The sequence below is a fragment of the uncultured Nisaea sp. genome (genome assembly GCF_963974195.1).
GTDB lineage: Bacteria > Pseudomonadota > Alphaproteobacteria > Thalassobaculales > Thalassobaculaceae > Nisaea.
This window is the reverse complement of record NZ_CAXBDC010000034.1, coordinates 32,113-41,871: the sequence shown is the minus strand read 5'-3', so window position 1 is coordinate 41,871 and position 9,759 is coordinate 32,113. Positions and strand designations below refer to the sequence as shown.

Genomic DNA, 9,759 nt, shown 5'->3' with positions numbered 1-9,759 from the left:
TGTGCCGGAGGTGGTTTTCAATCTGGAAACCCTGTGCCGGAAGTACTTCAAGATCGAGCCCATGGTTGTCGGCCGAAAGGGGGTGGATCTCGGGATCGATATCCGGATCGAGCGGCCGACCGAAGTCGGCGCGGACCGGCTGGTGAACGCCATTGCCGCGCATGCGGCTTATGAGGGCGCGCTGATCGTCATCGATTTCGGCACAGCAACGACCTTTGATGTTGTGGAGCCTGACGGCGGGTATGCCGGAGGGATCATTGCGCCGGGCATCAATCTTTCTCTTGATGCGCTTTACAATGCCGCGGCACAGCTGCCGCGCATTGCAATCCGTCCGCCAGAAATGCCGGATGTGGGGACCAACAGTCCCGTGCGCGTTATCGGAAAGTCTACAGTGAGTGCCATGCACTCGGGAATTTTTTGGGGATATATCGGCCTGATCGAAGGGCTGGTGTCCCGTATCAAAGCGGAATACGGAACAGATATGACGGTTATTGGCACGGGCGGGCTTGCGGCGATCTTCGCCGACTGCACGCCGGTTATTGAACATGTGGACGAGGCGATCACGCTACGCGGCCTATTGCTGATCCATGAGCGGAATAAAACACAATGAGCGGCGTGCCGAAGATCAAGGACGAGGATTTCATTTTCTTGCCGCTTGGCGGCAGTGACGAAATCGGGATGAACCTCAACCTCTACCATTATGGCGGTAAGTGGCTGATGGTGGATCTGGGAATCTCCTTCGGCGACGACACGATGCCCGGCATTGATGTTCTGCTGCCGGATCCCGAGTTCATCGAACAGCGCCGGAAGGATCTGGTCGGGCTGGTTATCACCCATGGCCATGAAGATCATATCGGGGCCATTCCCCATCTCTGGCCGCGTCTGCGCTGCCCGATCTATGCGACCCCGTTTACGGCAACACTGATCCGCCGGAAGCTTACCGAAGTCGGGATCCTTGAGCAGGTCGAACTGATCGAGGTGGATATCTCGGCCAATTTTGTTCTCGGCCCGTTCGAGCTGCAATTTATCACGCTCACCCACTCCATTCCGGAGGCTAACGGTTTGGCTATCCGGTGTGGCGGCGGTACCGTGATGCATACGGGGGACTGGAAATTCGATCCGGACCCGGTGATCGGGCGAACGAGCGATATCGAGGCGCTCCGTGAACTCGGCGATGAAGGCGTGCTCGCCCTCATTGGTGATTCAACGAATGTTCTGGACCCGGGCCGCTCCGGCTCCGAGGCCAGCCTGACAGACTCTCTTGCCGAGCTGTTCCGGCAGCATGATCAGCGTATCGCCATCACCTGTTTTGCGTCGAATGTTGGCCGGCTTGCGAATATTTCGGCTGCCGCTGCGGCTGCCGGGCGTAACGTGGCACTGGTCGGACGCTCTCTCTGGCGCATGTATGAGGCGTCACTGCAGAACGGATATCTGCGCGATATTCCGGAATTTCTCTCAGAAAAGGACGCGGGCTTCATTCCGCGCGACAAGCTGGTGCTGATCTGCACCGGCTCGCAAGGGGAGTCGCGGGCCGCACTTGCCCGCATTGCCGAGAATGCGCATCCGGAAATCACCCTGGAGCGCGGTGACGTCGTTGTCTTCTCGTCACGGGAAATACCCGGAAACGAGACCGCGATCGGCCGCGTGCAGAGCCGGCTTGTGGCGCGCGGCATCGAGGTGGTGACCGAGCGGGACCATCATGTCCACGTCTCTGGCCATCCGGCACGGGAAGAGCTGGTCGAGATGTACCAGTATATCCGTCCGAAGGTTGCCGTGCCGGTGCATGGCAGTCCGCGTCATCTGGAAGCTCATGCACGGCTCGCTCGGGAGTGCCAGGTGCCGGAATCCATCGTTCCGGGAAATGGCAGCCTGATCCGCCTTGAAGAAGGCAATGTCGAGATTATCGGCTGGGTTCCGACCGGCATGCTGACCGTCGATGGCGGCCGGATCATTCCGCTTGAATCGAGCGTGATCGGTGATCGTAAGAAGATGCTGTTCAACGGGGCGGTTTCGGCAACTGTGCTGATGAACGGCAAGGACCAGCTACACAGTGATCCCGTCCTGACTTTCAACGGTATCGCCGATGAGGGCGAAATTGACGCATTGAGCGATACGGCAAAAGACCTCATATGGGAGACGGTCGGTGCGCTCGGCAAGAAGGCGCGGGCCAAGGATGATGAAGTCGGGGAAGCGGTGCGCCGGGCTGTTCGCCGTGTCGTTCGGGCGGAATATGGAAAACGCCCTGTGACGACAGTTCATGTGCTGCGTGTCTGACAAGGAATAAGGGGAGAACTCATGATTGGCCGCTTGAACCATGTTGCCATTGCCGTGCCGGATCTGGATGCGGCATGTGCGACATATCGCGGTGCGCTTGGCGCCAACGTGAGTGCCCCCGAAGATCTGCCCGAGCATGGTGTGACAGTCGTCTTTGTCGAGCTTCCCAACACCAAGATAGAGCTGTTGTATCCACTTGGTGAGGCTTCGCCGATTGCGGCCTTCCTTGAAAAGAACCCGTCCGGCGGGATGCATCACGTCTGTTACGAGGTGGATGATATCCTCGCCGCACGGGATCGCCTGAAGGCCGAGGGCGCGCGGGTTCTTGGAGACGGTGAGCCGAAGAACGGCGCGCATGGCAAGCCTGTGCTGTTTCTTCATCCGAAGGACTTTGCCGGCACGCTGGTTGAGCTCGAACAGGCCTAGACGGGACGTCGGATCATGAAGGACTGGGTCTCCATAATTGTCGTCTTCCTGCTGCTCTGGTGGTGGTTCTTCCTGATGGCGCTGCCCATCGGTGTGCGGGTCTCCGAGGAGGCAGAGGAAGGACATGCTTCCAGCGCGCCTAAGCGACCGCATCTCTGGAAGAAAGCGCTTGGAGCCACGATCGCGGCAATCCTTGGAACGGTTCTGATCAACTACATTATTGCAGCCAATCTGTTCTCGTTCCGGGATGCGATCCAGAATTGGTAGTCTGTGATTCCGTAAGGATCTGAACGAGGATCTGAAGCGGTACAGGCTTTCAGGTTCGGATTAGGTCTGCACCAAGAAAAACGGCAAGATCCTGAAGATCTTGCCGGGCGAATTTTTTTTATGATTCGACCACGGCGCTTTAACGCTGTGGTTCGCTTCCTCCCTAAACTCGGGCCAAATTCGCGGCTCGGACTTGTTCTTTTTTTTCTTGGATGGTGACCATATGACATGTTGTTGAAGGCGTCACCAATTTTTTTGCACCATGGTCAAATGATATCGATTCTCACCAGTTTTTTGTTATCAAACATCGTCTTGGGAGCGGATAGGGACATGATAATGTGCTTTTGGAAAAAGTTGAAGTTGTCAGCTCCGTTTCTGATATTCGGAACGCTGATCTTTACGGGAGCTGGGTCCGTCATTGCCTCGGCTGATGAGCCGCAAGGTATAGAGGTGTCGAAAAAGGATTGTGCGCGCATCGTTGCACACGAGCCGGCGGCGGATGTCGAGTACAAGCCGGGCGTCGACGCTGCGGGGAAGCCGGTTGCTCCCGCCGATTTACCTGGGTCGGCCATCATCGAGGCGCCGAAGAAAATCGTCATTCCGCTCACGCTTGATGTCGCCGAGCTTTTCTCCTTGCCGGCAGGCGTGGCCGGGGAAACCGATATCGGCAAGATCGAGTATGACATCATGGCGGGACGGCTCGAATATAATGGCCAGCCGCTCAACGATCCGCAAATGGCGGCTATTGTTGCCGCTTGCGGGGCTGTGAAGAAATAAAGCAATAAAGAAAAACGGCGGCGTCCGAGGACACCGCCGTTTCTATCTGATGTGAGGACCGAGAGGGCCTGAGTGGATCAGGCGCCGGTGAAGGCTTGCAATCCGGTCTGCGCACGGCCCAGGATCAGGGCGTGCACGTCGTGCGTGCCTTCATAGGTGTTCACGGCTTCCAGGTTCACCACGTGACGGATCACGTGATACTCGTCCGAAACGCCGTTACCGCCATGCATGTCGCGGGCAACGCGGGCGATGTCGAGAGACTTGCCGCAATTGTTCCGCTTCATCAGGGAAATGGCTTCCGGCGCACCGTTACCGGAATCCATCATCCGGCCGAGCCGCAGGGCGCCATGCAGGCCGAGTGTGATTTCGGTCTGCATGTCCGCGAGTTTTTTCTGGATAAGCTGGTTCGCGGCGAGGGGACGGCCGAACTGCTTGCGGTCCATCGTGTACTGACGGGCCTGATGCCAGCAGAACTCGGCGGCGCCGATGGCGCCCCAGGAAATGCCGAAACGAGCTTTGTTCAGGCAACCGAAAGGTCCCTTCAGTCCGGAGACGTTCGGCAGCATGTTTTCTTCCGGGATCTCGACATTGTCCATGACGATCTCGCCGGTGACAGAGGCGCGCAGAGAGAACTTGCCTTCGATCTTCGGTGCGGTCAGTCCCTTCATGCCTTTTTCAAGGACGAAGCCGCGGATCTGGCCGTCATCGGTCTTTGCCCAGACGACGAAGACATCGGCGATCGGGGAGTTGGTGATCCACATTTTGGCGCCGTTGAGCAGATAGCCGCCCTGGACGCTCTTCGCACGGGTGACCATGCTTCCCGGATCGGACCCGTGATCGGGTTCTGTCAGACCGAAGCAACCGACCCATTCGCCAGTCGCAAGCTTCGGCAGATATTTCTGCTTCTGCTCTTCGCTTCCGTAAGCATAGATCGGATGCATGACGAGGCTGGACTGGACGCTCATGGCCGAGCGGTAACCACTGTCGACCCGCTCGACTTCACGGGCGATCAGGCCGTAGCAGACATGATTCACGCCAGCGCAGCCATAACCGTCGATGGTGCAGCCGAGAAAACCGAGCTCGCCCATTTCGCTCATGATTTCACGATGGAAGACTTCGTTGCGGAAAGCTTCCTGCACCCGCGGCATCAGTTTGTCCTGACAATAGGCCCGCGCGGCATCGCGGATCATCCGCTCTTCCTCGGTCAGTTCCTGTTCGAGGAGGAGAGGATCTTCCCAGTCGAACTGCGGCCGTGAGGCTTTTGCAGACTTGGCTGCGTCGACAGCGGGTTGGACGGACATGGGGGTACTCCCAAAGTTGCTGAATTCGTTGCAGAGGTATATACGCCGAAGCGGTTGCAGCTTCAAATTTCCGTTGAGGCATTGTTGCCGTTCTTGGGCACCGTGAAGAACCGCTTTTACCGCCGGGAAAAAATGATGGCGCGAAAGTTAGACGAGCGAAGAGTGATAATCGAGTTCCTGCCGTCCGGGAGTTATGTGAAGGTCAGTGCCTTCGATCCGGTAAGCATGGTGGAGGTTTCCATTGTCGGTAACCCGGCGAGTGGAGAGGCGGGGCTCAAGCAGGTCGTGCTTCGTAAGCTGAAATACGTTCTTGAAAAGAAATCTCAGCCAGAACCACGTGGCCGGGGCACTACCGTCTGATTACAGAAATAAATGGCCTAAAATAAAAAGCGCCGGAAAATCCGGCGCTTTTCGAAAAGCAGTGCGGCTGAGAATCAGACGGCTTTACGTTTGCGGCCACCACGTTTGACGGTATTGCGGCCGAGGCCAATCTTCTTGGCGAACTCGGACCGTTGGGCGGCATAGTTTGGAGCGACCATGGGATAGTCGGCCGGGAGGCCCCATTTGGCACGGTATTCTTCCGGAGTCATGTTGTACGTGGTCCGGAGATGGCGCTTCAGCATCTTGAGGCGCTTGCCGTCTTCAAGGCAGATGATGTATTCCGGGGTGATCGAGCGGCGGATCGGCACAGCCGGTTTCGCGGGCTCTACTTCCGGCTCGCTAACGTCAATATTAAGACGCGTCAGCGCTTCATGAACCGTGCTGATAACCTCCGAAATCTGCGACGCAGCCACAGTGTTATTTCCGAGGTATGCGGACACAACATCCGTGGTCATACGGAGTAGTTCAGAAGAGTCCAGATTGTCTTCACGGGTTTCGTCGGTCATTTCTAGATCCGATATTTAACATTATCTTGATTAGGGTGTCCTCGGAACATTGTCCCGGGCGAAATAGTTGTCAAGAAATAATGCAGGGTTCAGCTTTTCAAATTCTGAATTCAAATGCTCTGAATTTCTACGGTTTTTGAAAGCAGCTTTTTTCTGGAATACACGGTCAAGATATTTTAGTGGTTATTTTGTGGTGCGTGACGACTTTCTTACTTTCTCTGATGAAACGTCAGGTGCGTAAATAGTGGTTCGCTGGCCTTCCCGCCGCGTATATAGTAGATCCTCCGTTTGATGGAACAACGAGCCTGACAGGTAATGACAGATAACGCGATCGTGATCGGTTCAGATCACGCTGGATATTCACTGAAACAAGTATTGGTAGCTCACCTTGAAGAAAAGGGGTGGACGGTTGTTGATGTCGGGACGAACGGGCCGGACTCGGTTGACTATCCTGATTTCGGCTCTGCGGTCGCACATGGCCTGAAGGATGGCAAGGCCCCTCTGGGGATCGTTGTCTGCGGCACGGGCATTGGCATAAGCATCGCTGCGAACCGGCACGACTGGGTCCGCGCGGGTCTTTGTCATGACACGACCTCGGCACGGCTCTGCCGGCTGCATAACGACGCGAATGTTCTTGCGCTCGGCGCACGCCTTATTGGCGAAGAGGTCGCGAAAGACTGTGTCGATGTCTTTCTCGCAACAGATTTTGAAGGCGGCCGGCATCAACGTCGCGTCGACAAACTCGGGTTTGCCGAGAGCATGTAAATCACGTCCTTGCACTGCGATGTCTGAGCGAGTAGGCCACGTTGCATTGCGGGATACGAACAGGAGCTGTCATGTCCGCCTTTGAAACGAGCACAACCGATAACCCTTTCTTTGCCAAACCGCTGTCGGAGAGTGATCCCGCGCTTTACAGCGCGATCTCCGAGGAACTGGAGCGGCAAAAAGACCAGATCGAGCTGATTGCCTCCGAGAATATTGTCTCCCGCGCGGTGCTGGAAGCACAGGGCTCGGTCCTGACGAACAAGTATGCGGAAGGCTATCCGGGACGCCGTTATTACGGCGGCTGTGAATTTGTCGACAAGGCGGAAGCTCTGGCGATCGAGCGCGCATGCAAGCTGTTCGACTGCAGCTTCGCAAACGTGCAGCCGCATTCCGGCGCGCAGGCGAACCAGGCCGTCATGCTGGCTCTGGTCGAGCCTGGCGACACGGTCATGGGCCTGTCTCTGGCTGCTGGCGGTCACCTGACGCACGGCGCTCCGCCGAACCTGTCCGGTAAATGGTTCAAGGCGGTGCAGTACGGCGTGCGCAAGGAAGACGCGCTGATTGACTTTGATCAGGTCAAGGCGCTGGCCGAGGAGCACAAGCCGAAACTGATCATCGCTGGCGGCTCCGCCTATCCGCGCGAGATCGATTTCAAGAGGTTCCGCGAGATCGCCGATTCCGTCGGTGCCTATTTCCATGTGGACATGGCGCATTTCGCTGGCCTGGTTGCCGGCGGTGCGCATCCGAGCCCGCTGCCCCATGCCCATGTGGTCACGACCACAACCCACAAGACCCTGCGCGGCCCGCGCGGCGGCATGATCCTGTCGAACGACCCGGACATCGGCAAGAAGATCAACTCGGCGGTGTTCCCTGGTCTCCAGGGTGGCCCGCTGATGCATGTGATCGCGGCGAAAGCGGTTTCCTTCGCCGAAGCACTGACGCCGGAATTCAAGGCCTATTCCCGTCAGGTCGTCGAAAATGCGAAGGCGCTCGGCGAAGTGCTGAAAGCGCGCGGGCTGGATATCGTCTCCGGCGGCACGGATACGCATGTTCTGCTCGTCGATCTGCGTCCGAAAGGTCTTACAGGCAAAGTGGCGGAAGCCGCTCTCGAACGGGCCAGCATTACCTGTAACAAAAACGGTGTTCCGTTCGATCCGGAAAAGCCGATGATCACGTCCGGGGTGCGTCTTGGTACGCCGGCGGGAACCACGCGCGGCTTCGGCGTGGCGGAATTCCAGGAAATCGGAAACCTGATTGGCGATGTGCTGGACGCCGTCGCGCAGAATCCGGATGACAGCTCGCTGACCGAAGAGAAGGTCCGGGAAAGTGTCCGGGTATTGTGTGATCGGTTCCCGATCTACTAAACCCGGTGTGCGGCCCGGGGAGGCCGCCGCCAGTTACTGATTGAAGGGGGAAGACCATGCGTTGTCCGTTTTGCGGCCACACCGATACCCAGGTGAAGGACTCCCGTCCGACGGAAGACCATGCGGCTATTCGGCGGCGCCGGTTCTGCCCGGCCTGCGGTGCGCGTTTCACGACCTTTGAGCGGGTCCAGCTTCGTGAGCTGACCGTGGTCAAGAAGACGGGCAAGCGGGCCCCCTTCGATCGGGACAAGCTGGTCCGGTCGGTTCAGATCTCGATGCGCAAACGTCCGGTCGATCCGGAGCGCATCGAGCGGATGGTGACCAGCATCGTCCGGCGGCTGGAAAGCATGGGAGAGGCGGAAATCCCGTCCGAAGTGATCGGTCAAATGGTCATGGAATCCCTGGCAAACCTGGATCAGGTTGCCTATGTCCGGTTTGCGTCGGTCTACAAGAACTTCCGAGAAGCCAAAGACTTCGAGGAATTCGTCGAAGAAATCAGTCACGACGGCGACGACTGACCGTCCTCGCCGCCCGGCGTCTGGTGTTCAGCCCGAGGGTGATGCCCTGGGGCTGAAGCCATGACGGGAGCGTGGAAAAATGAGCCAAGATATCTCCTTCATGCGGCACGCCCTGGCACTTGCCAGGCGCGGGCTTGGACAGGTCGCGCCGAACCCGTCGGTTGGCTGCGTCATTGTCCGTGACGGCCGGATTGTCGGGCGCGGCTGGACCCAACCCGGCGGACGCCCGCATGCGGAACCCGTGGCCCTTGCCGATGCCGGTGATGCGGCACGCGGGGCGACAGTCTATGTCTCACTGGAGCCTTGTGCGCACCATGGCGCGTCTCCGCCCTGCACTGATGCCCTGATCGCGGCAGGCGTAGCCAAGGTGGTCTATGCCTTGCGCGATCCGGATCCCCGGGTCGACGGAACTGGTCACACCCGGCTTGCCGATGCGGGGATTGAGGTTGTCTCCGGCCTTCTGGAAAAGGAAGCCGAGGAACTCAACCGTGGCTTCCTCACGCGCATTCGCAAGAAACGCCCCTTCGTTACCTTGAAGCTGGCAACGTCGCTCGACGGCAAGGTCGCGCTGGCGAACGGCCGCAGCCAATGGATTACCGGTCCGGGTGCCCGGGCGGTATCGCATCAGATCCGGGCCAGTCACGATGCCATCATGACCGGGATCGGGACTGTGCTTGCGGATGATCCGGCACTGACCTGCCGCCTGCCGGGATTGAGCGCACGCTCGCCGGACCGGGTGATTCTCGATGGTGGGTTGCGGCTGACTGTTGATCGCGAGGTTGTTGAAACAGCTCGCGACATTCCGACGACCGTCATCACGGCTGTCGCGGCGGACGATCCGAAAGCGCTCGCTCTGACAGAAGCCGGTGTCGAGGTGCTCGGCGGGATGGCAGTCAAAGACGGGCGGCTCGATCTGGATGCAACCCTCTCCCTGCTCGCGGAGCGGGGCGTCACCCGGCTGATGGTTGAATCCGGCGGTGAGCTTGCCAGCACTTTCGTCCGCGAAGAGCGGGTCGATGAGTTGGTCTGGTTCCGGGCGCCGGCCATCATCGGCGGAGACGGATTGAGTGCCGTTCGGAACCTTGATCTGGAGCTTCTCGAATTCATGCCGCGTTTCGAACGGCGTTATGTCCGGCCCGTGGGTGAAGATCTGGTGGAAACCTACCGGCGTCGAAACTAG

At 58.4% G+C, this 9,759-nt stretch carries 12 protein-coding genes; 10 read left to right on the top strand and 2 right to left on the bottom strand.

The window, feature by feature from the left end; genetic code table 11:
- The 5 genes from AAC126_RS09645 to AAC126_RS09625 all read left to right on the top strand — a co-directional run.
- A partial coding sequence (locus tag AAC126_RS09645; RefSeq protein WP_339852688.1) for a type III pantothenate kinase occupies positions 1 to 610 on the top strand: 610 nt, incomplete at its 5' end.
- Positions 607 to 2,274, top strand: coding sequence for an RNase J family beta-CASP ribonuclease (locus AAC126_RS09640; protein ID WP_339852686.1), 1,668 nt, complete (start codon positions 607 to 609; stop codon positions 2,272 to 2,274). The genes AAC126_RS09645 and AAC126_RS09640, both read left to right, overlap by 4 nt.
- Positions 2,275 to 2,295: 21 nt before the next feature.
- Positions 2,296 to 2,700, top strand: coding sequence for a methylmalonyl-CoA epimerase (gene mce / locus AAC126_RS09635; RefSeq protein ID WP_339852683.1), 405 nt, complete (start codon positions 2,296 to 2,298; stop codon positions 2,698 to 2,700).
- Between the two features lie 15 nt (positions 2,701 to 2,715).
- Positions 2,716 to 2,967, top strand: a complete 252-nt coding sequence (locus tag AAC126_RS09630) for a DUF1467 family protein (protein WP_339852681.1) — start codon at positions 2,716 to 2,718, stop codon at positions 2,965 to 2,967.
- A gap of 228 nt (positions 2,968 to 3,195) precedes the next feature.
- Entirely contained in the window at positions 3,196 to 3,744 is a 549-nt protein-coding gene (locus AAC126_RS09625) for a hypothetical protein (RefSeq protein WP_339852680.1), read from the top strand.
- A gap of 77 nt (positions 3,745 to 3,821) precedes the next feature.
- Here the strand turns inward: AAC126_RS09625 and AAC126_RS09620 are convergent, their stop codons facing one another.
- Positions 3,822 to 5,045 carry an acyl-CoA dehydrogenase gene (locus AAC126_RS09620; RefSeq protein ID WP_339852678.1) on the bottom strand — a complete coding sequence of 408 codons (1,224 nt, stop codon included), beginning with the start codon at positions 5,043 to 5,045 and terminating at the stop codon, positions 3,822 to 3,824.
- Positions 5,046 to 5,180: 135 nt separating this feature from the next.
- Between AAC126_RS09620 and AAC126_RS09615 the strand changes: the two genes are divergently transcribed.
- Positions 5,181 to 5,405, top strand: a complete 225-nt coding sequence (locus AAC126_RS09615; RefSeq protein ID WP_339852675.1) for a hypothetical protein — start codon at positions 5,181 to 5,183, stop codon at positions 5,403 to 5,405.
- A 74-nt stretch (positions 5,406 to 5,479) separates the two neighbouring features.
- On the opposite strand, the gene AAC126_RS09610 is transcribed toward AAC126_RS09615, so the two are convergent.
- Positions 5,480 to 5,932 (bottom strand): MucR family transcriptional regulator, encoded by a 453-nt coding sequence (locus AAC126_RS09610; RefSeq protein WP_339852673.1) that lies wholly within the window; start codon positions 5,930 to 5,932, stop codon positions 5,480 to 5,482.
- Positions 5,933 to 6,247: 315 nt separating this feature from the next.
- Here AAC126_RS09610 and rpiB point away from each other — a divergent pair, with 315 nt between their 5' ends.
- The 4 genes from rpiB (at position 6,248) to ribD (ending at position 9,759) form a co-directional block, all read left to right on the top strand.
- Positions 6,248 to 6,697, top strand: coding sequence for a ribose 5-phosphate isomerase B (rpiB, locus tag AAC126_RS09605; protein ID WP_339852670.1), 450 nt, complete (start codon positions 6,248 to 6,250; stop codon positions 6,695 to 6,697).
- Positions 6,698 to 6,768: 71 nt separating this feature from the next.
- Positions 6,769 to 8,061 carry a serine hydroxymethyltransferase gene (glyA, locus tag AAC126_RS09600; protein ID WP_339852668.1) on the top strand — a complete coding sequence of 431 codons (1,293 nt, stop codon included), beginning with the start codon at positions 6,769 to 6,771 and terminating at the stop codon, positions 8,059 to 8,061.
- A 56-nt stretch (positions 8,062 to 8,117) separates the two neighbouring features.
- Complete coding sequence (gene nrdR, locus AAC126_RS09595) at positions 8,118 to 8,579, top strand: transcriptional regulator NrdR (protein ID WP_028464858.1); 462 nt, start codon at positions 8,118 to 8,120, stop codon at positions 8,577 to 8,579.
- A gap of 79 nt (positions 8,580 to 8,658) precedes the next feature.
- On the top strand, positions 8,659 to 9,759 hold the full coding sequence (ribD, locus tag AAC126_RS09590) for a bifunctional diaminohydroxyphosphoribosylaminopyrimidine deaminase/5-amino-6-(5-phosphoribosylamino)uracil reductase RibD (protein WP_339852664.1): 1,101 nt from the start codon (positions 8,659 to 8,661) through the stop codon (positions 9,757 to 9,759).

Excerpts from the sequence above, each read along its gene's own strand:
- AAC126_RS09625 (WP_339852680.1), top strand. The coding sequence starts at position 3,196 with ATGTTGTTGAAGGCGTCACCAATTTTTTTGCACCATGGTCAAATGATA.
- AAC126_RS09610 (WP_339852673.1), bottom strand. The coding sequence starts at position 5,932 with ATGACCGACGAAACCCGTGAAGACAATCTGGACTCTTCTGAACTACTC.
- mce (WP_339852683.1), top strand. The coding sequence starts at position 2,296 with ATGATTGGCCGCTTGAACCATGTTGCCATTGCCGTGCCGGATCTGGAT.
- AAC126_RS09620 (WP_339852678.1), bottom strand. The coding sequence starts at position 5,045 with ATGTCCGTCCAACCCGCTGTCGACGCAGCCAAGTCTGCAAAAGCCTCA.
- rpiB (WP_339852670.1), top strand. The coding sequence starts at position 6,248 with ATGACAGATAACGCGATCGTGATCGGTTCAGATCACGCTGGATATTCA.
- AAC126_RS09640 (WP_339852686.1), top strand. The coding sequence starts at position 607 with ATGAGCGGCGTGCCGAAGATCAAGGACGAGGATTTCATTTTCTTGCCG.
- ribD (WP_339852664.1), top strand. The coding sequence starts at position 8,659 with ATGAGCCAAGATATCTCCTTCATGCGGCACGCCCTGGCACTTGCCAGG.
- AAC126_RS09615 (WP_339852675.1), top strand. The coding sequence starts at position 5,181 with ATGGCGCGAAAGTTAGACGAGCGAAGAGTGATAATCGAGTTCCTGCCG.
- AAC126_RS09630 (WP_339852681.1), top strand. The coding sequence starts at position 2,716 with ATGAAGGACTGGGTCTCCATAATTGTCGTCTTCCTGCTGCTCTGGTGG.
- nrdR (WP_028464858.1), top strand. The coding sequence starts at position 8,118 with ATGCGTTGTCCGTTTTGCGGCCACACCGATACCCAGGTGAAGGACTCC.
- glyA (WP_339852668.1), top strand. The coding sequence starts at position 6,769 with ATGTCCGCCTTTGAAACGAGCACAACCGATAACCCTTTCTTTGCCAAA.